The 20,841-nt window shown below is 70.3% G+C and carries 16 protein-coding genes; 15 read left to right on the forward strand and 1 reads right to left on the reverse strand.

The genetic code is table 11. The annotated features are described in order from the left end of the window. Nucleotides 1-203: 203 nt before the first annotated feature. The 13 genes from AB5T46_RS16535 (at nt 204) to tkt (ending at nt 16,272) form a co-directional block, all read left to right on the forward strand. Nucleotides 204-1,262 carry a pilus assembly protein PilM gene (locus tag AB5T46_RS16535; protein WP_370565149.1) on the forward strand — a complete coding sequence of 353 codons (1,059 nt, stop codon included), beginning with the start codon at nt 204-206 and terminating at the stop codon, nt 1,260-1,262. After that, nucleotides 1,262-1,918: a PilN domain-containing protein gene (locus AB5T46_RS16540; RefSeq protein ID WP_370565150.1), complete on the forward strand. Its 657-nt coding sequence runs from the start codon at nt 1,262-1,264 to the stop codon at nt 1,916-1,918. Before AB5T46_RS16535 ends, AB5T46_RS16540 begins: the two co-directional genes overlap by 1 nt. Continuing rightward, complete coding sequence (locus tag AB5T46_RS16545) at nt 1,915-2,574, forward strand: type IV pilus inner membrane component PilO (RefSeq protein WP_370565151.1); 660 nt, start codon at nt 1,915-1,917, stop codon at nt 2,572-2,574. The genes AB5T46_RS16540 and AB5T46_RS16545 overlap by 4 nt, the downstream gene beginning before the upstream one ends. A gap of 7 nt (nt 2,575-2,581) precedes the next feature. Continuing rightward, complete coding sequence (locus AB5T46_RS16550) at nt 2,582-3,115, forward strand: pilus assembly protein PilP (protein ID WP_370565152.1); 534 nt, start codon at nt 2,582-2,584, stop codon at nt 3,113-3,115. Between the two features lie 14 nt (nt 3,116-3,129). After that, nucleotides 3,130-5,076 (forward strand): type IV pilus secretin PilQ, encoded by a 1,947-nt coding sequence (locus tag AB5T46_RS16555; protein ID WP_370565153.1) that lies wholly within the window; start codon nt 3,130-3,132, stop codon nt 5,074-5,076. 174 nt (nt 5,077-5,250) lie between these two features. Next, nucleotides 5,251-6,249, forward strand: coding sequence for an AAA family ATPase (locus AB5T46_RS16560; RefSeq protein ID WP_370565154.1), 999 nt, complete (start codon nt 5,251-5,253; stop codon nt 6,247-6,249). A gap of 184 nt (nt 6,250-6,433) precedes the next feature. Then, a complete protein-coding gene (locus tag AB5T46_RS16565) occupies nt 6,434-7,354 on the forward strand; it encodes a DUF58 domain-containing protein (RefSeq protein ID WP_370565155.1) in 921 nt (306 codons plus the stop codon). Then, complete coding sequence (locus AB5T46_RS16570; protein WP_370565156.1) at nt 7,351-7,803, forward strand: DUF4381 family protein; 453 nt, start codon at nt 7,351-7,353, stop codon at nt 7,801-7,803. Before AB5T46_RS16565 ends, AB5T46_RS16570 begins: the two co-directional genes overlap by 4 nt. Then, nucleotides 7,800-8,864, forward strand: coding sequence for a vWA domain-containing protein (locus AB5T46_RS16575; RefSeq protein WP_370565158.1), 1,065 nt, complete (start codon nt 7,800-7,802; stop codon nt 8,862-8,864). Before AB5T46_RS16570 ends, AB5T46_RS16575 begins: the two co-directional genes overlap by 4 nt. Further along, a complete protein-coding gene (locus tag AB5T46_RS16580; RefSeq protein WP_370565159.1) occupies nt 8,861-10,618 on the forward strand; it encodes a VWA domain-containing protein in 1,758 nt (585 codons plus the stop codon). Before AB5T46_RS16575 ends, AB5T46_RS16580 begins: the two co-directional genes overlap by 4 nt. Further along, a complete protein-coding gene (locus AB5T46_RS16585; RefSeq protein WP_370565160.1) occupies nt 10,615-12,282 on the forward strand; it encodes a BatD family protein in 1,668 nt (555 codons plus the stop codon). The genes AB5T46_RS16580 and AB5T46_RS16585 overlap by 4 nt, the downstream gene beginning before the upstream one ends. A gap of 354 nt (nt 12,283-12,636) precedes the next feature. Continuing rightward, nucleotides 12,637-13,941 carry a dicarboxylate/amino acid:cation symporter gene (locus AB5T46_RS16590; RefSeq protein WP_370565161.1) on the forward strand — a complete coding sequence of 435 codons (1,305 nt, stop codon included), beginning with the start codon at nt 12,637-12,639 and terminating at the stop codon, nt 13,939-13,941. A gap of 327 nt (nt 13,942-14,268) precedes the next feature. Next, nucleotides 14,269-16,272 (forward strand): transketolase, encoded by a 2,004-nt coding sequence (gene tkt, locus AB5T46_RS16595; protein WP_370565162.1) that lies wholly within the window; start codon nt 14,269-14,271, stop codon nt 16,270-16,272. Nucleotides 16,273-16,460: 188 nt separating this feature from the next. Here the strand turns inward: tkt and AB5T46_RS16600 are convergent, their stop codons facing one another. Next, a complete protein-coding gene (locus tag AB5T46_RS16600) occupies nt 16,461-18,416 on the reverse strand; it encodes an acetyl-CoA hydrolase/transferase C-terminal domain-containing protein (RefSeq protein WP_370565163.1) in 1,956 nt (651 codons plus the stop codon). An 85-nt stretch (nt 18,417-18,501) separates the two neighbouring features. On the opposite strand from AB5T46_RS16600, the gene AB5T46_RS16605 reads away from it, so the two are divergent. Both AB5T46_RS16605 and AB5T46_RS16610 read left to right on the forward strand, forming a co-directional pair. Then, a complete protein-coding gene (locus tag AB5T46_RS16605) occupies nt 18,502-18,870 on the forward strand; it encodes a BlaI/MecI/CopY family transcriptional regulator (RefSeq protein ID WP_370565164.1) in 369 nt (122 codons plus the stop codon). After that, nucleotides 18,860-20,818 (forward strand): TonB family protein, encoded by a 1,959-nt coding sequence (locus AB5T46_RS16610; protein WP_370565165.1) that lies wholly within the window; start codon nt 18,860-18,862, stop codon nt 20,816-20,818. The genes AB5T46_RS16605 and AB5T46_RS16610 overlap by 11 nt, the downstream gene beginning before the upstream one ends. The last annotated feature ends 23 nt before the right edge of the window (nt 20,819-20,841 follow it).

Here is a 20,841-nt window from a genome sequence, read left to right on the forward strand (position 1 = left end):
GCGTCACAATTGTCGTGGTCGCGGAGTATAGAGGAGAGCGGTCCTTGGCCCGGGCGATCCCGTTTCGGCGTTCAGTCGGAGGGGCGAACAGCGCACTGCCGCACGGTTCAGACATGTCGACGGTTGCCAAGGGGTGAAAAGTCCGTTATTTAATGCGCCGGGGCACGTTGCGCGTTTAAGCGCCCGTGACAAAGGGGAAAATCGTGGGGCTAATCACAAAAAGCCAGTCGCCGCTTGTAGGCGTCGACATCAGTTCGACAGCGGTCAAGCTTCTGCAGCTGTCGCGCTCGGGCGAGCGCTATCGGGTCGAGCACTATGCCGTCGAGCCGCTGCCGCCCAATGCGGTGGTCGAGAAGAACATCGTCGAGGTCGAGGCGGTCGGCGAGGCCATCCGCCGCGCGATGTCGCGCTCGGGCAGCAAGGCCAGGCATGCCGCGGCCGCGGTCGCCGGTTCGGCGGTCATCACCAAGGTGATCCCGATGCCGGCCGACCTGGACGAGGAGGAGATGGAGTCCGCGGTCGAGCTGGAGGCGGTGAACTACATCCCGTACCCGATCGAGGAAGTGAACCTCGACTTCGAGGTACTCGGCTCGATGCCGGGCAACGCCGAGATGGCGCAGGTGCTGCTGGCCGCGTCGCGTTCGGAGAACGTGGAGATGCGCGCCTCCGCCCTGGAACTCGGCGGCCTGTCCGCCCGGGTGATGGACGTCGAGGCCTTCGCCATCGAGAACGCCTACGCGCTGCTGGCCGGCACGCTGAACACGCCGCATGACGGCATCGTCGCGCTGGTCGATATCGGCGCCACCATGACCACCCTCAACATCCTGCGCAACGGCCGCAGCATCTACAGCCGCGAGCAGGTCTTCGGCGGCAAGCAGCTGACCGACGAGGTCATGCGCCGCTACGGCCTCAGCTACGAGGAGGCGGGCCTGGCCAAGCGCCAGGGCGGCCTGCCCGACAGCTACGAGATCGAGGTGCTCGAACCCTTCAAGGAGGCCCTGGTGCAGCAGATCAGCCGTCTGCTGCAGTTCTTCTATGCCGGCAGCGAGTTCAACCGCGTCGACCAGATCGTGCTCGCCGGGGGCTGCGCCTCGATTTCCGGCGTGTCCGAGATGGTGGAAGAGCAGCTGGGGGTCCAGACCGTGGTCGCCAATCCGTTGGCGCAGATGACGCTCGGTGCGCGCGTGCAGGCCCACGCGCTGGCACAGGACGCACCGGCCCTGATGATCGCCTGCGGGCTCGCACTGAGGAGCTTCGACTGATGGCGAGGATCAACCTGCTGCCGTGGCGCGCCGAGCGCCGCAAGCAGCGACAGAAAGAATTCGGCGTCATGCTCGCCTTTGCCGCCGTGATCGGCGTGCTGGCGTGGTTCCTGGTGAACGCGTACTACAATGGCCAGATCGAAGGCCAGCAGGCGCGCAATGCCTATCTCGACCAGCAGATTGCCCAGGTTGACGAGAAGATCAAGGAGATCGACGAACTCGACCGCCAGCGTGCCCGGCTGCTGGCGCGCAAGGAAGTGATCGAGGAGCTGCAGGCCAGCCGCTCGCAGATGGTGCATCTGTTCGACTCGCTGGTCCGCACGATCCCAGACGGCGTCATGCTGACCACGCTCAAGCAGGAAGGCCAGAAGCTGACGCTGGAAGGGCGAGCGCAGTCCAACGCCCGGGTCAGCACCTACATGCGCAACCTGGAGGGCTCCGGCTGGATGACGCGGCCGGACCTGTCGATCATCGAGGCCAAGGCGGCCGATGGCGCGGCGTTCAACCCGGGCCTGCCTTACCAGTTCCGTCTTTCGGTGACCCTGGCCAGCCCCAACGCGGTGGCCGAGGGCGAGGAAGGCGTCGACGGCGACGTGGACAGCGAAGCCGGTGAAGCCGCCGATACGACCGCAGCCGCAGAAGGAGCCGCCTCGTGAGCCAGAAACGCAAGGTGTCGCTGCGCGAGCTCGACTTCAACAACGCCGGCTCGTGGCCGCGCGAGTACAAGATCGGCTTCTGCGTGCTGCTCGGGCTGCTGATCTTCGGATTGCTGTGGTGGCTGGTCGTGCGCGACAAGCTCGGCCAGCTCGAGGGGCTCGAGCGGCAGGAAACGGAGAAGCGCGCCGAGTTCGAGACCAAGCAGGGCCGCGCCGCCAATCTCGAGCCGCTCAAGCAGCAGCTGGCGCAGATGGAGCAGCAGCTGCAGCAGATGCTGCGGCAGCTGCCCAGCCGCACCGAGATGCCCGACCTGATCGTCGACATCTCGCAGACCGCGATCGCCACCGGCATCCAGAACGAGCTGTTCCAGCCCGGTCCGGAGACGCCCAAGGAGTTCTACGCCGAGAAGCCGATCGCGCTGCGCATGCAGGGCTCCTACCACCAGTTCGGCGCGTTCGTCAGCGGCGTGGCCTCGTTGCCGCGCGTGGTGATCATGACGATGCACGACATCTCGCTGCAGCCGCGCGGCGGCGGCGGTATCCGCCCGGGTGCCAACCTGGAGCTGGCGGGCACGGTGAAGACCTACCGCTACCTCGACGAAGAGGAAACGGCCGAGCAGGAAGCGGCGGCGGCCAGCGCCGGGGGGGGGCACTGACATGCGCATGAGTCGGAATGCAATGCGCGGCGCGCTCGGGCTGGCGCTCGCGGTGGCGCTCGCCGGCTGCGGCCGCGGCGTCACCAGCAGCCCCGGGGACGCGCCGAACCTCGAGGAATGGGTGGCCAACGTGCGCGCACAGCCGGCGCCGCCGCTCGATCCGTTGCCGGTGATGCAGCAGTTCGAGACCTTCGAATACGCGGCGCAGGGATTGCGCGACCCCTTCAGCGACGCCTTCACCTCGGATGCGAGCGGCAGCGGGCCGCGCCCGGACTCCGACCGGCGCAAGCAGCCGCTGGAGGAATTCCCGCTCGACAGCATGGACATGGTCGGTACCATCGGCCAGGGCGGCGGCCTGGTCGGGCTGGTCATGGCGCCCGACAAGGTGACACATCGCATCCGTGTGGGCGACTATCTGGGCCAGAGCGACGGTCGCATCACGTCGATCGCCGAGGATCGCATCGAACTCGTTGAACTTGTGCCGGATGGCGCGGGCGGCTGGCTGGAACGCCCGGCGTCGGTTGCGCTCGAAAACAATTGATTAGGGGAAGGATGATGATCGTTAGCAACGCGCAAGGCCCGCAATCGACGCGACGCGTCCTGCCGATCCACACTGCGGCGCTCGGACTCGTGGCGGGCCTGCTGGCCGCCACCGCCGGCGTGCACGCCGCGCAGCCCGCGACCGTCGCGCCGTACGTCGCGATGGCGCAGGCGGCGCCGATCGCGGCCACCGATCCCGCCAAGCGGATTCCCGGCGCCGTCGCGGTCGACAAGATCGACTTCAAGCGCGGCGAGGGCGGCTCCGGCAAGCTGATCCTGAGCTTCGACGGCGAGGGCGCGGCCCCCGACATGAGCACCCAGGGCAGCAGCGTGGTGGTCGACGTCGGCAACGCCAACTTGCCGGCGTCGTTGCAGCGGCCGCTCAACGTGACCGACTTCGCCACCCCGGTCCAGCGCATCGACGCCATGCAGAACGGCACCGGTACCAGGATCGTGCTCAGCGCACAGGGCGCGTTCGAGCCCATGGCCTACCAGAGCGGCCGCGAGTACATCGTCGAGCTGGTGCCGCGGGCGGCGCAGGCACAGCGTGCGGTCGGCGCGGCCAATACCGCCGTCGCGGCCAGCCAGGCCACGGCCACGGCCCCGGGCGAGCGCGCCTACAGCGGCCGGCCGGTGACGTTCAACTTCCAGGACGTGCCGGTGCGCACGGTGCTGCAGCTGATCGCCGAGGAGTCGAACCTCAACATCGTCGCCTCCGACACGGTGCAGGGTAACGTCACCCTGCGCCTGATCAACGTGCCGTGGGACCAGGCGCTGGACATCGTGCTGCAGGCCAAGTCGCTGGACAAGCGCAGCAGCGGCAACGTGGTCTGGGTGGCGCCGCAGTCGGAGATCGCCAAGTTCGAGCAGGACAAGGCGGACGCGCGCCTGGCGATCGAGGAGCGCGCGGAGATGGTCACCGAGTACATCCCGATCAGCTACGGCAACGCCGAGGACATCGCGGGGCTGCTGACCGACGAGAGCAAGACCAGCTCGGGCGGCGGCGGCGGTGGCGGCGCCAGCAACAACCGCGGCTTCCTGTCCTCGCGCGGCAGCCTGAGCTTCGATCGCCGCACCAACACCCTGCTGGCGATCGACATCCCGCAGCGGGTGGCGGAGATCAAGCGGCTGGTCACGATGCTCGACAAGCCGGTCGACCAGGTGGTCATCGAGGCGCGGATCGTGATCGCCAACGAGTCGTTCGCGCGGGATCTGGGGGCGCGGTTCGGGGTCAGGGGCGCCAAGGATAATCTGATCGCGTCCGGTTCGCTGGAGAGCAACCAAGGCCTGATCGAGTCGACCAACGAGTTCATCCGCGACCCAGACGGCGATTTTCCGAGCTGGGGGGAGAATGCGCTGAACAACGACTTCAGCATCCGCGACCTCAACCCCGGCTCGATCGCCTTCACGATTCTCGGCAACACCATCGACTGGGATCTCGAACTGCAGGCCCTGCAGCAGGAGCAGCGCGGCGAGGTGATCTCCAATCCGCGCATCGTCACCAGCAACCAGAGGGAGGCGGTGATCAAGCAGGGCCGCGAGGTGGGTTACCTGACGGTCACCGGCGGCCAGAGCAACAACGTGCCGACCGTGCAGTTCAAGGAGGCGCTGCTGGAGCTGACCGTCACGCCGACCATCACCAACGATGGCCGCGTGTTCCTGGCCATGAACGTGAAGAAGGACGAGATCGAGGACTTCACCGAGATCGTGGGTTTCGGTTCGGTCCCGAACCTGGCACGGCGCGAGATCACCACCGCGGTGCTGATCGACGACGGCCAGACCGTGGTGATCGGCGGCGTCTATGAGTTCCAGGACCGGCAGACGATGTCGAAGATCCCGTTCCTCGGCGACCTCCCGATCATCGGCAACCTGTTCAAGACCCGCGGCAAGAGCAACAGCAAGGCCGAGCTGTTGATCTTCGTCACGCCGAAGGTGCTGCGGGTCGCGCAGCGCGCCGGCTGAGCGGACGAAGCGGAAAATGACATGACGACGGGGCCTTCGGGCCCCGTCATCGTTTTGGCAGCGCAGCAGGCCGACGGGGCGCGACCGCGGCCGTGAACCTCCACGGCCGGTTTCGGTCAAACTGCGCCTGACGCGCTTCGCGTCGCCGTTCACGGGACCGTCGTTCACAACATCATGGATATCCCAGCCCGCAATGCAGAGGCGTCGCGCCTGCACGACGCCTTCCGCGCCCTGCGCGACGATCTGTCCGCCGAGATCGTCGGCCAGCAGGCGCTCATCGAACGGCTGCTGATCGCGCTGCTGGCCGACGGCCACCTGCTGGTCGAAGGCGCTCCGGGGCTGGCCAAGACCAGCGCGATCCGGGCGCTGGCGGCGCGCCTGGAAGCCGAGTTCGCCCGTGTGCAGTTCACGCCCGACCTGCTGCCGGCGGACCTGACCGGCACCGAGGTCTGGCGGCCGCAGGACGGCCGTTTCGAGTTCCAGGCGGGGCCGATCTTCCATCCGCTGCTGCTGGCCGACGAGATCAACCGCGCGCCGGCGAAAGTGCAGTCGGCGCTGCTCGAGGCGATGGGCGAGCGCCAGGTGACGGTTGGGCGGCACACGTATCCGCTGCCGCCGCTGTTCCTGGTGATGGCGACGCAGAACCCGATCGAACAGGAGGGCACGTTCCCGCTGCCCGAGGCGCAGCTCGACCGCTTCCTGATGTACGTGCGGATCGGCTATCCCGACGTGTCCGCCGAAACCGAGATCCTGCGGCTGGCACGCGAGCGCGCCCGCGCCACTTTGCAGGCGACCGATGCGGTTCCGAGGCAGTTGCCGCTCGATGATGTCTTCGCCGCGCGCGCGGCGGTGCTCGAGCTGCACCTGGCGCCGCAGCTGGAGCGCTACCTGATCGAACTGGTACTGGCCTCGCGCGATGCCGCGCGCTACGACGCGGCGCTGGCGCGGCGGATCGCCTGGGGCGCCAGTCCGCGCGGATCGATCGCGCTGGAGCGCTGCGCGCGCGCGCGCGCCTGGTTGGCCGGTCGCGATTACGTCACCCCCGAGGACGTGCGCGAGGTAGCCCCCGACGTGCTGCGGCATCGCGTGCTGCCCAGCTACGAGGCGACGGCGGAAGGTTGGGACGGCGAGCGGCTGGTGGCGGAACTGCTGGAGAAGGTACCGCTGCCTTGACGAGGCGAGACGCGGCCGCCGCGATGGCGCGCTTCACGGCAGCGCGTAGAGCCGAGCTTGCTCGGCTGCGCGGGTGCCGGAGCCAGAACCGGGAGCAGCGGAGCAAGCTCCGCTCTACGGCGCTTCGGAATGCACTATCCGGTTTGACGAGCAAGGCGGGCGTGTTTCGCCCGCCGTTCACGACATGAATCACGGCACTGGCCCTCATTCACCCGAAGCCGACGGTATCCGGCCGTCGCTGGCCGAACTGGTCGAGTTGCGTGCCGCCGCAACCGCGCGGCGCGTGCCGCGGCGGGGCCGCCACGGGGCCTCCGGCCCGGCGCCGTCGGCGCTGCGCGGGCGCGGCATGGAGTACGCCGAATCGCGCGAGTACGCGCCGGGCGACGATGCGCGGCATATCGACTGGCGGCTCACCGCGCGCAGCGGCCGGCCGCACACCAAGCTCTACCAGGCCGAGCGCGAGCGCCTGACCCTGATCGTCGCCGACACCGCGCCGGCGTTGTATTTCGGCACCCGCGTGCGTTTCAAGTCGGTGCAGGCGGCACGCGCCGGCGCGATCGGCGCCTGGGCCGCGGTGCGCGACGGCGACCGGATCGCGGCGCTGCGGGGCAGTGCCACCGAGGCGCCGGTGCCGCCCGCCTCCGGCCCGCGCGGCGCGCTGCGCGTGCTGGACGCGTTGGTACGCTGGTATGCGCAACCTCCCGGCGACGATGCCGGGCTCGATGTCGCGCTCGACCATGCCGGCAGGCTGCTGCGCCCCGGCTCGCGGCTGCTGGTGCTGGCCGATCCGGCCAGCATCGCCGCCGTTCCCGCCCGCCGTTGGCCGGCGCTGGCGATGCACGGCGAGGTGGTGGTGCTGCTGCTGACCGACCCGCTCGAACGCGATCCGCCGCGCGCGCCGTTGCCGTTCCGCAGCGGGCAGCAGCGGATCGAACTCGATCTCGGCGTCGCCGCCCAGCGGCAACGCTGGCGCAACGCCTTCGAAGCGCCGTTGCGCACCGCGCTGGCGACCCTGCCCACGCGCGGCGTGCGCGTGCAGGCACTGTCGGGCGACGCGGCCAGCGATGCCTGGCTGCCGCTGTTCTCGACACGGGGGACGGCGTGAGCGCGCTGGTGCTGCGCGACATCCACGAACCGCCGGCGCCATCGTGGTGGCTGCCCGCCCCCGGCTGGTGGCTGCTGGCCGCATTGCTGCTGGCGATCGTCGCGGCGCTGCTGTGGGCGTATCGGCGCCGGCGCCGGCGCCGGCGGGAGATGGAGCGCCTGTTCGACGCCACGGTCGACGGCGCGCCCACGCCGGCAGCCGCCGTCGCCGCGATCTCCGAGTTGCTGCGCCGTGCCGCGCGGCGGCGCGAGCCGGGAGCGGAGGCGCTGGGCGGAGAGGAATGGCTGCGCTTGCTCGATCGCGGTGCGAAGCAGGCCGCGTTCGATGGCGAGACAGGCCAGCTGCTGCTGGAAGGCGGCTATCGTCGCGACGTCGATGCCGTGCAGCTGGCGCGCCTGCGCACGATCGCGCGGGCGCGGTTTCTCGTGTGGACCACGGGCCGGCCATGAACGACGGCGCCTGGTCGTGGCTGCCCTTCGGGCTCGACGGCTTCGCCTGGCCGTGGCTGTTGCTGGCACTGCCGCTGCCATGGCTGTTGCGTGCCCTGCTGCCGGCGGCGCGCAGCGGCGGCGCCGCGCTACGGGTGCCTTACGGCGAGCGCTTGAGCGCGATCGCCGCGGCGCGAGGGCCGGCGCGCGCAGGCGGCGGGCCTGCATTGTGGCTGGGCGCATTGGCCTGGGTGCTGCTGTGCGTGGCCGCGGCGCGGCCGCAACAACTCGGCGAGGCGGTGCAGCCGCCGCAGGCGGGGCGCGACCTGATGCTGGCGGTGGACCTGTCCGGCAGCATGGCCGAGGAGGACATGCTGCTCGGCGATCGCATCGTCGACCGGCTCACTGCCGCCAAGGCGGTCATCGCCGATTTCCTCGACCGGCGCGCCGGCGATCGGGTCGGTTTGCTGGTGTTCGGACGCCGCGCCTATGCGGTGGCGCCGCTCACGCTCGACCGCGACTCGGTGCGCGAACAGCTGCTCGACAGCGTGATCGGCCTGGCCGGGCGCGAGACCGCGATCGGCGATGCGATCGGCCTGGCGGTCAAGCGCCTGCGCGCGGAGACCGGGGCGGAGGCCGGCCAGCGCGTGCTGATCCTCCTTACCGATGGCGTCAACACCGCGGGGCTGCTTGAGCCGGTCAAGGCCGCGGAACTCGCACGCGATGCCCAGGTGCGCATCCACACCATCGCCTTCGGCGGCGACGGCGGCGAGCTGTCGATGTTCGGCTTCCGTGTGCGCGGGCCCGGCGGCGGCGAGGAAATGGACGAGGCGACGCTGCAGCGGGTCTCGGCGATGACCGGTGGGCGCATGTTCCGCGCCCGCGATACCGCGGAGCTCGCCGGCATCTACGCCGAGATCGATCGCCTGGAGCCGGTGCAGCGGCCGGCGCAGTCGGTACGCCCGCGCGTCGAGCGATATTACTGGCCACTGGGGCTGGCGTTGTTACTGGGGCTGGACGCGCTGCTGCTGCCGCGGCTGCGGCGCTGGCGTCGGTCCGGACTGGCAGGGGCACGGGCATGAGCGGCCTGTTCGGCGAGCTGGAATTCCTCCGTCCGCATTGGCTGTGGGCGCTGGCGGCGCTGCCGGTCCTCGCCTGGTGGTGGCGGGCGCAGCGGCAGGCGCGAAGCGCCTGGCGCGACAACGTCGATCCGCACTTGCTGCCGCACCTGCTGGAAGCGCGGGCGGGCACACGCGGCATCGGCGGGCTGGTGGCGGCGCTGCTGGCGTTCGCGCTCGCGGTGCTGGCGCTGGCCGGCCCGAGCTGGCGCCATGGCACGCAGCCGCTCTGGCAGCCGAGCATGCCGCTGGTGATCTCCGTCGACCTCTCCAGCGCCATGCTCGCCAACGACCTGCCGCCGTCGCGGCTGCTGCAGGCGCGGGCCAAGATCGACGCGCTGCTGCGCGAACGCGCCGGCGGACAGGTCGGGCTGGTCGCCTTCGCCGAGGATGCGTTCACCGTCGCGCCGTTGACCGCCGACGCGGCCAATGTCGCACTGTTCATCGACGCGTTGTCGCCGGAGATCATGCCCGTCGACGGCAGCCGGCCCGGGCGCGCGATCGACCGGTCGGCGCGACTGTTGCGGCGCGCCGGGTTCGACAGTGGCGAGATCCTGCTGCTGACCGGCGGCGCCGACGCCGAGGCGCAGCGCGCGGCGGCGGCCGCCGCCCGCGACGGCTATCGCGTCTCGGTGCTGGGCCTCGGCAGCGCCCGTGGCGGGACCTATCGCGGCGCCGACGGACGCATCCTGCGCGCGCAGCTGGAGGCGGACGCACTGCGCGCGCTGGCGCGCGCGGGTGGCGGCGGCTATGCAGGCATTGCTGCCGGTGACGCCGACCTGCGCGCGCTCGGGGTGCTGGATGCGACGGCCGCGGCCGGCACTGCCCGCGGCGGCCGTGCCGGCGTCCGGCTCGACGACGGTTATTGGCTGCTGTTGCCGTTGCTGCTGCTGGCCGTGTTCGCCTTCCGTCGCGGCGGTGTCCTGGGCGCGCTGCTGCTGTGCCTGTGGCTGCCGCTGCCGCCCGCGGCCGCACAGCTGCCGGCGCTGCCATCGCCGTCATCGGCGGCGCCGCCGCAGCAGCCGAAGAGCGGCGACCTGTGGCGCCGCGCCGACCAGGCCGACTACCTGCGGATGCGCAGCGGGATCGAGGCGTTCCGCAACGACGACTTCGCCGCCGCCGAGCGCGCCTGGCGGGGGTTGTCCGGCGCCGAGGCCGCGTACAACCGCGGCAACGCGCTGGCGAAGGCCGGCCGCTACGAGGAGGCCATCGCCGCCTACGACCAGGCCCTGCAGGCGCAACCGGGAATGGAGGACGCGATCGCCAACCGGCAGGCGGTGGAAGCGGCGATGCGGCGGCAGCCGCCATCGGGTCCGCGCGCCGATGCCGACGGCGAGCAGCGCTCCGGGCAGCCGCCCCAGGCCCCGCAGGACGGAGAGCCGCGGCAGGAGCCTTCCCCGGAAGACAGTGACGGCGAGCCGGGTTCCGGCGACCGTCCGGATGATGCCGAGCAGGCCCCTGAGCCTGCAGACGCACAGTCGCAGCAGCAGGCCGATGACGCGCAACGCGAACGCATGCGCCAGGCCGCCCAGCCGCAGCGGGCCGGCGAAGAAGAGCGCACCGCCGCCGCGGAACCGGCGGAGACCCCCGAGGCGCGCGAGCAACGCGAGGCCAACGAAGCCTGGCTGCGACGGGTGCCGGATGATCCCGGCGGCCTGCTGCGCGCCAAGTTCAGGCTCGAGCACGAACGCCGCCGGCGCGAAGGAACCGACCGATGATGCCGTGGAGCCGACGCCTGCCGCTGTTCCTGTTGCTGTGGTCGCTGCTGTTGCCCGTCATGGCGCAGGCGCAGACCCGTGCCTGGCTCGACCGCGACCGGGTCGAACTCGGCGAGACCGCAACGCTCAACGTCGAGACCGACCAGGCCGGCGTGGACGCGCCGGACTGGTCGCCGCTGGACCGGGATTTCACGGTCAGCGGGCATACCAGCAGCCGCCGGATCGAATCCGTCAACGGCCGCACGCAAGCCCGCACGCTGTTCGCAGTCGCGCTGCAGCCGCGGCGCGAGGGCCTGGTCACGGTGCCGGCGCTGCGCGTCGGCAGCGAGCGCACCCAGCCGCTGACCATGACCGTCAGCCCGGCGAGCACCGCCCCGGCGCGCGCCGGGGCGGTGACCTTCATCGAGGCCGAAGCGGACAGCCAGCAGGCCTACGTGCAGCAGGCGATCGGCTACGTGCTGCGCCTGTACTACGCCACGCCGCTGGTGTCCGGGCAGCTCGAGCAACCGCAGCCCGAAGGCGCATCGCTGCAGCGCATCGGCAACGACCTGCAGTACAGCCGCGACATCGACGGCCGCCGCTACACCGTGGTCGAGCGCCGTTTCCTGCTGATCCCCGAGCGCAGCGGCACGCTGACCGTTCCGGGGGCGCAGTTCACCGGTCGCGGCAGCGGCAGCTTCTTCGACGACGTGTTCGGCAACGGCTCGCGCATCCTGCGTGCCAGCGGTGCGCCGCGCTTCCTCGAGATCGCGCCGATCCCGGACGGCGCGCCGCAACCGTGGCTGCCGTTGCGCGGACTGGACGTGCGCTATCTGCAGACGCCGCAATCGGCCCGCGTCGGCGAGGCCGCGACGGTGGTCATGGAACTGCGCGCCGACGGCGCAACCGGGGCGCAGATCGTCGCTCCGGAACTGCAGGTGGACGGCGCCCAGGTCTTCGCCGAACCGCCGGAGATCGAGGAGCATTTCGACCGCGGCCGTCCCCAGGTCCGGCTCACGCGCCGCTTCTCGATCGTGCCCGCACGCGCCGGCCGGCTGCAGGTGCGGGGTCCGCAACTGCAATGGTGGGACGTGCGCGCGGGCAGTGCGCGAACGGCGTCGTTGCCCGACTTCGGCCTGGAGGTGGAGGGCGGGTCTGCGGCGCCCGCGGCGGACGCCGTCCCGGCTGCGCCCGTGACCGCCGCGACCGGCGACGACCAGGACTGGATCCGGGTGCCCGGCGTGCAGGGCGAAGTGCGGCCCTGGGCGGTGGCGACGGTGCTGTTCGCGCTGCTGTGGCTGGGCACGCTGGTGTGGGCGCTGCAGCGGCGCCCGGTGGCGAAGTCCGACCCGCCGGGCGCCGCGACGCCTGCCGACTGCGCGTCCGACGCGGCGCGGTTGCGGCGCCTGCGACTCGCGCTGGACACCGCGGATCTGGGCGAGGTGGGGGATGCGCTGTGCAGGCTGGCATCGCCGCCGGCAGCGGACCTGGACGCATTGCGGGCGCAACTCGCCGATCCGGCCCAGCGCGCGGCGATCGACATGCTGCAGCGCGCACGCTGGGCGGGTGGCGATGCCGCGGCGGCGCGTTCCGCGGTGCGTGAGGTGTTCGCTGACGGCCTGCGCCGGCCGCCGGCTGCCGCATCCGCCAAGCCGTCGCCGCTGCCGCCGCTGTATCCCGAATGATTTTTCGCCGGCGGGGCGTCTGTCGTAGGAGCGCGCCATGCGCGCGATGCCGCGCCAGGCAGTCCTTTCCGTTGCGGTGAGCGGTGAGACAAGCCCCGTCGCCACGGGCGGTGCCAATCAATAGCCAAGCCCATCACGATGGACCAACACCTCATCTTCTTTGGCTTAAAGGTGCGGGCTATTCACTGACACCGCCCGTGGCGACGGGGCTGGCTTCGTCGTAGCGGAAAGGACTGTCTGGCGCGGCATCGCGCGCATGGCGCGCTCCTACGGAAGAGGCGGCCGCGGCCCACGCCGCCGGCCCCGCCGGGGCGCTTTGCTAAGCTGCGCGTTGTCCCACCGGAACCGCCCTGCATGACCGAGCCGACCGTGACCGCTCCGCGCCGGATGCCGCTGCATACCAAGATGCTGATCGGGTTCGTCGTCGGCACCACTGCCGGCATCGCCGCCAATCTGCTCGTTGGCGAGGCGGCCTGGCTCGAGGGCCTGATCGCCTACGTCACCGACCCGATCGGCCAGCTGTTCCTGCGCCTGCTGTTCATGCTGGTCATGCCGCTGGTGTTCTCGGCGCTGGTGCTGGGCGTGGTGGAGATCGGCGATCCGCGCGCGCTCGGCCGCATCGGCATCAAGACCCTGCTGTGGGTGCTGGCGGTCACCGCGATTGCCGTCACCATCGGCCTGGTGCTGGTGAACCTGCTGCAGCCGGGCACCGGCTTGCCGCCGGAAGTGGGGCAGGAGCTGCTTGCCGCATCGTCGGATCGCGCCGTCGAGATCGCCAGCGCGCGCCAGGGGGTGTCCGGCGTCGACATCCTGCTCAACATCGTGCCGCGCAACCCGGTCCAGGCCGCCGCCAATGGCGACCTGATCGCGGTGATGTTCTTCGCGCTGATGTTCGGTGTTGCCGCCACCGTGATCCGCAGCGACGGCACCCGCAGCTTCGTCGACGCGGTGCAGGGCGTGTACGACATCTGCCTGAAGCTGATCGGCTGGGTGATCGCGCTGGCGCCGTACGCGGTGGCCGCGCTGCTGTTCTCGATCACCGCCAAGCTGGGCATCGACGTGCTGCTGCAGCTGGCGCGCTTCGTCGGCACCGTGCTGGCAGCGCTGGCGATCCATTTCTTCGTGGTGTTTCCGCTGCTGCTGCGCCTGTTCGGTGGCATGGGGCCGCTGACGTTCCTGCGCGGCGCGGAGCCGGCGCTGCTGACCGCGTTCTCCACCTCGTCTTCGAGCGCGACGTTGCCGACCACGCTCAAGGTCACGGTGGACAACCTCGGCGTGCCGAGCCGCGTCGCCCGCTTCGTCTGCACCCTTGGCGCCACCGCCAACATGAACGGCACCGCGCTGTTCGAGGGCATCACCGTGCTGTTCCTGGCGCAGTTCTTCGGGGTGGAGCTCAGCCTCGTGCAGCAGGTGATGATCCTGGTGCTGTGCATCCTCGGTTCGGTCGGTGCCGCCGGCGTGCCCGGCGGCTCGCTGCCGGTGATCGCGATGATCCTGGCGATGTTCGGCATCCCGCCCGAGGGCATCGGCCTGATCCTGGGCGTCGACCGCCTGCTGGACATGTGCCGCACCGTGGTCAACGTCGGCGGCGACATGGCCGGCTCGGTGGTGATCGGGCGCAGCGAGGCAAAGGCCGAGGTCCTGCAGGAGGCGGCATAGGCGCAGGTTCGCAGCGGGCGCTCTCAAGAGCGTGCAACAGCATTCTGGCCACGGATCAACGCGGATCAACGCGAATGAGAGCGGCAGCATGTGATCCAAGCCATTCTTTCACCAGAGCGTTCGCTGGATGAAGATCCAGGAAGTGCCGTTCGAGCAAAACACCCTGGCGGCTTTATCCGTGTCGATCCGCGTTGATCCGCGGCTGAAGAAGCCTTTTCCCCGCATGCCCCGGACCGGGCGCCGGGAAGTGCGCGGCCGGCCGGCAAACCGCCGGCGCTCGTGGGACAATGCGCATCCCGCCTGCTGCAGCCAACGCCCCCGGACTCCATGACCAAGCCGACCCGTCGCGACCTCGCCAACGCCATCCGTTTCCTCGCCGCCGACGCGGTCGAAGCCGCCAAATCCGGGCACCCGGGCATGCCGATGGGCATGGCCGACATCGCCGAGGTGCTGTGGAACGACTATCTCAGCCACAACCCCAGCAACCCGAAGTGGTTCAACCGCGACCGCTTCCTGCTGTCCAACGGCCACGGTTCGATGCTGCAGTACGCGCTGCTGCATCTGTCCGGCTACGACCTGCCGCTGGAAGACCTGAAGCACTTCCGCCAGCTCGGCTACAAGACCCCGGGCCACCCGGAGAACTTCGTCACCACCGGCGTCGAGACCACCACCGGCCCGCTCGGCCAGGGCTTCGCCAACGCCGTCGGTTTCGCCCTGGCGGAGAAGCTGCTGGCACAGCGCTACAACCGCCCGGAGTACGCCGTCGTCGACCATCGCACCTGGGTGTTCATGGGCGACGGCTGCATGATGGAGGGCATCTCGCACGAGGCCGCCTCGCTCGCCGGCACCCTCAAGCTGGGCAAGCTGGTGGCGTTCTGGGACGACAACGGCATTTCGATCGACGGCGAGGTCGCCGGCTGGTTCACCGACGACACCCCGGCGCGCTTCGAGGCCTACGGCTGGCAGGTGATCCGCGGTGTCGACGGCCACGATCCGGACGAGGTCAGGACCGCGATCGACACCGCGCTGGCGCAGGACGAGCGGCCCACGCTGATCTGCTGCCGCACGACGATCGGTTTCGGCGCACCCACCAAGGCCGGCAAGGAGTCCTCGCACGGCGCGCCGCTCGGCGCCGACGAGATCGCCGCCGCGCGCAAGGCTCTGGACTGGCCGCACGGGCCGTTCGAGATCCCGCAGGAAATCTACGACGGCTGGCGCGCCAAGGGCGCCGGCACCGTGCGCGAGGACCAGTGGAACCGGCTGTTCGACGCCTATGCCGAGCGGCATCCGAACCTCGCCGCGGAGCTGGCCCGGCGCTCGCACGGCGAGCTGCCGGGCGACTTCGCCGCCGCCGCCGATGCCTATATCGCCAAACTGCAGGCCGACGGCCCGAGCATCGCATCGCGCAAAGCCTCGCAGATGGCGATCGAGACGTTCGCGCCGCAGCTGCCGGAACTGCTCGGCGGCTCCGCCGACCTTGCAGGCTCCAATCTGACGCTATGGAGCGGCAGCAAGACCGCGGCCAGCGACGATCCGGGCGCGAACTACGTCTATTACGGCGTGCGCGAGTTCGCGATGACCGCGATCGGCAACGGCCTGGCGCTGCACGGCGGCTTCATCCCCTACGACGCCACCTTCCTGGTGTTCAGCGACTACGCCCGCAACGCCGTGCGCATGGGCGCGCTGATGGGCGCGCACGTGATCCATGTCTACACCCACGATTCGATCGGCCTGGGCGAGGACGGCCCCACCCACCAGCCCGTCGAGCATCTGGCGAGCCTGCGTTACATCCCGCACAACGACGTCTGGCGCCCCTGCGACGCGGTCGAGTCGGCGGTGGCGTGGAAGGCCGCGATCGAGCGCAACGACGGCCCCAGCTGCCTGGTGTTCTCGCGCCAGAGCCTGCGGCACCAGGCGCGCGGTGATGCGCAGGTGGCGGCGATCGCGCGCGGCGGCTACGTGCTGGCCGACGCCGAGGGCGGCGTCCCCGATGCGATCCTGATCGCCACCGGCTCCGAGGTCGGCCTCGCCATGGAGGCGAAGGCGGCGCTCGACGCCGATGGCGTGCGCACGCGCGTGGTGTCGATGCCCTCAACCGACGTCTTCGACCGCCAGGACGCGGATTACCGCGAGTCGGTCCTGCCGGATGCCTGCCGCCGGCGCGTGGCCGTCGAGGCCGGCGTCACCGACTTCTGGCGCAAGTACGTCGGCCTCGACGGCGCCGTGGTCGGCCTCGACCGCTTCGGCGCGTCGGCGCCGGCGGGCGTGCTGTTCGAGCATTTTGGCTTCACCGCCGACAAGGTCGCCGCCGCGGTCAAGGGCCTCGCCTGAGTATCCCTGTGGGAGTGGCGGCGGCATGCCGCCGCTGGGGGGGCGAGTCGCGACTTCCGTCGCTCCCACAAGAGCTCGACCGGGATCCGAGGAACGAAGGATGTGGGAGCGACGGAAGTCGCGACGACGCGTGGCCGTGACTCCCTTTGCTCCCCATATTCCATGCACCTGCGTTTCCGCGAAGCGCTCTATTGACCGGTACGCCGCAACGCCAGTGCCAGCAGCCGCGCCTCGATGCGCTCGCCCAGGGTGCGCGGCACTTCCAGCTCCATGCGCCGCAGCGCCTCGACATCGCCGCTGCGGCCGTGCAGTAGCGCGGCGGCGATGGTGCCGAGCTTGCCGGCGGTGGTCGCGGTCCGATCCTTCAGCCAGGCCAGCGCCTTCACCAGGCGCTGCTCGACCTCGGTGAAGTCGCTGCCGAGCGGGTAGTCGGGCAGGATGCCCTCGGCGCGTAGCGGGGCCAGCACCTCGTGCAGCCGCTGCGGCGTATTGCCCGTCCAGGATTGCGGCGCCGCGAAGTCGCCACGCAGCTTCTTCGACCGCTTCGCCTCGTCCAGCAGCCGCTGCTGGAAGCGCGCATCGGCGATGCCGGCCATCGCGATCACGCAATCCTCGTCGACCTTGCCGCGCACGTCGGCGATGCCGTACTCGGTGATGTAGAGATCGCGCAGGTGCCGGGGGATGGTGACGTGGCCGTAGTTCCAGCGGAGGTTCGATGCGGCCTTGCCGCCGCTGTCGCGCGCCGCGCGCAGCAGTAGCGCCGAACGGCCGTCCGGCAGCGCATGCGCCATCGCCACGAAGTTGTACTGGCCGCCGACGCCGGAGACCACGCGCCCGTCTTCCAGCCCGTCCGAAACCGCCGCGCCGAGCGCCGTGGCCATCATGCAGGTGTTGAAGAAGCGGCCGTCGCGGCGCTGCAGCTGCTCCAGGCCCTCGTCCAGGCCGTACAGTTCGTTGACCTCGCCGACGCGCTTCATGCCGATGCCGCGGCGGGTGTCGTCGTCGAGCGTGCGCAGCCAGGCGTAGAAGTCGGGCGAGCCGAGATAGAACGCGCCGTGCAGGAACTCGCCGTCGCGCTCGACCAGTTCCCGATCCAGGTCGCTGGCGTCGCCGTCGTTGATCCGTCGCATCAGCGCTGCCTTGTCGACCACCTTGCGCCGGATCACGCCGGCCTCGACCAGGCGCTTGAAGCCTTCGTTGAGCATCTCGCTGCAGCCGTACAGGCCCTGCGCGAACGGCGCCAGCCCGCCGGACGCGCGTACCGCGGGGTGCGACTCCAGTTCCGGATCGAGCGCCGCCAGCACCCGCCGGTAGGCGGCATTGTCGGTATGCCGCAATGCCAGCGCGTGGCACAGCGCATCGGCCAGGGCGCCGATGCCGATCTGCAGGGTGCCGCCGTCGCGCACCAGCGCGCTGGCGTAGAAGCCGATCGCGTACTCGGCATCGCCCACTGGCTGCCGCGGCAGTCCGAACAGCTGCGGGTACGGTGGCGGCGGTGCGATCACCGCATCGAAGTACGACGCGTCCACCGCGGCGGTGCCGTCCAGCCACGGCAGCCGCGGATCGATCTCGGCGATCAGCAGCGGGCGCGGCAGTCCGCGCGCCACCACCGCGTCCACCGCATCGAAGGTCAGGTCGGTGTTCGACGACAGCGACAGCCGCGTGCCGTCCTCGTTCGTAGCCACTTTCTGCACGATGCAGTTGAGGCCGCGATCGACCAGCGCGCGGGCGACGTGGGTGTAGTTGAGGCTGGCGTAGCGCCGCTGCGCCTGCGCCGAGCCGAGCAGGGCGCCGGACTGCAGGTAGAACTCCTCGATGCTGATATGCGCGGGCAGGGCGTCGCGGCGCATCGCGGCGACGTAGGCCAGGCGCGGGAAATCCTCGCCGAAATGCCGGGCGACGAACGGCGCCAGGAAACGCCCCTCCAACCCGGCGCCGCCCGGCGGCGGCGGATCCAGCGACAGCGCCGTGTACAGCGTCAGCGGATGCGATGCGTCCTGCTCCACCCGCGCGTACAGCGCGTTGAGCAGCCGGTGCGGCTTGCCCAGGCCGAGCGGGGCGCCCACGTGCAGCGGGCCGGGGATGCGTTCGAGCAGGAAATCGACGGCGCTTTCAAGATCTTCGAACAGGCGTGGCGTATTCATGCCATGAGTATCGCACCGGCTGCGAATGCGGCTTGACAACGACGATTACAGGTGTAATCTCCACTAAAAATTACGGATGTAAACGATGCAGATCAGCGAAGCCGAATCGGCGGTCATGGAGGTGCTCTGGGAGCGTCAGCCGCTTGCCGCGGAGGAGGTGTTCGCCGCCCTGCGCGCCTCGCGCGACTGGCAGGAGCCGACCGTCAAGACCCTGCTCAATCGGCTGCTGAAGAAGGGCGCGATCCGGGCGACCAGGGAGGGGCGTCGCTATCTCTATGCGCCGCTGCTGGCGCGCGAGGACTGGGTGGCGCGGCAGAGCGAGGGATTCGTCGAGCGTCTCTTCGGCGGGCGGGTGGCGCCGCTGGTCGCGCACTTCAGCGAACGCGGGCGGCTCACGCCGGCCGACATCGAGCAGTTGCGACGATTGATCGAGAGTTTCGACGATGAACGTTGACGCGCTTCTCACAGGTCTGGTCGAAACCGCCGCGGCGGGCGGCGTCGCGCTTTTGCTGGCGTTGTCGCTGCGCATCCCGTTGCGCGCCGCGTTCGGTGCACGTGCGGCCTATGCCGTCTGGGGACTGGTGCCGTTGGCGATGCTGGCGGTCCTGCTGCCGGTGCCGGTGCGCGAATCGTTGCTGCCTGCCATGACCTTGCCCATGCCCCGGCAACTTGCCGGCGCGGTGACGGTGGGTGCGGCCCAGGTCCCCGGGGCCGGAGACGCTTCGGCCGGAGAAGATTCCTGGCCCTTCCGGCTGCTCGTTCTCTGGGGCATGGGCGCCGTCTGCACCGGCGCATGGTTTTTCGGGCAGCAGCGGCGTTTTGTCGCGGGGCTCGGGCGCCTGGCTCCGCGGCAGGACGGGACCCTGCGCGCCGAGCATGCCGTCGGTTGTCCGGCCGTCATCGGCGCCTGGTCGCCGCGCATCGTGTTGCCGGTCGATTTCGAATCGCGCTATTCGCCCCACGCGCGCGAGCTGGTGCTGGCGCACGAGCGCATGCACCTGGCACGCGGCGACACGCGCATCAACCTGCTGGTGGTCATCCTGCGCATCGGGTACTGGTTCAATCCGCTCCTGCACCTGGCCGCATCGCTGTTTCGCAACGACCAGGAACTCGCCTGCGACGCCGCCGTGATCGCGCGCCACCCGAATTCCCGTCGTGCCTATGCCGGCGCGATGCTCAACACGCAGCTGGCCGTCCTTGGACTGCCGGTCGGCTGTCATTGGCAGTCCAGCCGAACGTTGAAGGAGCGAATCCTCATGTTGAAGAAACCCCAACCCGGCGCCTGGCGCCGGCGCGCCGGCTTCGCGGCGGTGGCGGCGGTGCTGGCCGCCAGCAGCTATGCCGCCTGGGCGTTGCAGCCGAAGTCGGCGGCACCGGTGTTGTACGGCCGAGTGGAAGAGAACGGTGTCGCAATCGCCAGCGTGCGTGTTCCCGAAGGCCTGGAGCTCGAGATCCGCGGCCCGTCGATGTTCGGCGCGGGCGACGGCGACGGCACGAACGTCGTGCTCGATCCGCGCGTCGACCTCGTGATCGCATCGAAGGACGACAGCAGGCCTTGGTCGCTCCGGCTGCGGGGTGCCGGCACGCCGGAATCGCCCGGTGCGACTTGGACGCTGACGCGTGGCGGTACCGTCGAGGAAGGTCGGCAGGCGATCGGTGGCGACGCTGCCGTCCCGCTCGACGTCGTGCTGCCGCCCGATCCGGCGGGACGGGCCCCGGAGGTCATGCTGTCGCGCCTTCCGGCCGATCGCATCCTGCTCACGGACCGATCCAAAGGTTCCGCAAACGGAACAACGGAACTCGTGCGCGACGCCGATGGTGTTTACCGCTGGCCCGATCCGATCCGGGCGTACGGCGATGGTTTCACTGCCGATGGCGGCAGGGCGACGCTGCTGGCGCACGTCGGCGCGGATGGCCGCGTGCAACGCGTGGAGATCGAACACGCGGATCCTCCTGGCAGCATCGAAGCCGATCGCGCCGAGAAAATGTTGCGCGATGACGTCTACACGCCCGAGTACGCAAACGGACGGCCGGTACCCACCCGCATCCGGGTGTCGGTCGAGTTCTGGAAGCATGCGTTGCCGCGGCTCGAGCCGGTCGCCGCCGGACCGGCCGCGCCGAAGCGGGAGGATTCCGCGCCGGCCCCGGACTATCCGCCGCAGGCACTGGCGAACGGACAGTCCGGGTCCGTGCTGCTGCACTTGTTGGTCGCGACCGACGGCAGCGTGAAGGAGGTTCGTGTGGTCCAGTCGGAACCCGAAGACGTGTTCGATGCCGTATCGATCGAGGCTGCGCGGCGGTGGACGCTCGAACCGCGGGTCGAGGACGGCGAACCGGTCGAGGGCTGGCTGCAGGTGCCGATCACGTTCGATCCCGGTGGTGATTCGACAGGCAGCGGCTGACGAGCATGGGAATGCGCCGATAG

Origin of the sequence: Luteimonas salinilitoris (genome assembly GCF_041300785.1) — a bacterium.
Classification (GTDB): domain Bacteria; phylum Pseudomonadota; class Gammaproteobacteria; order Xanthomonadales; family Xanthomonadaceae; genus Luteimonas; species Luteimonas salinilitoris.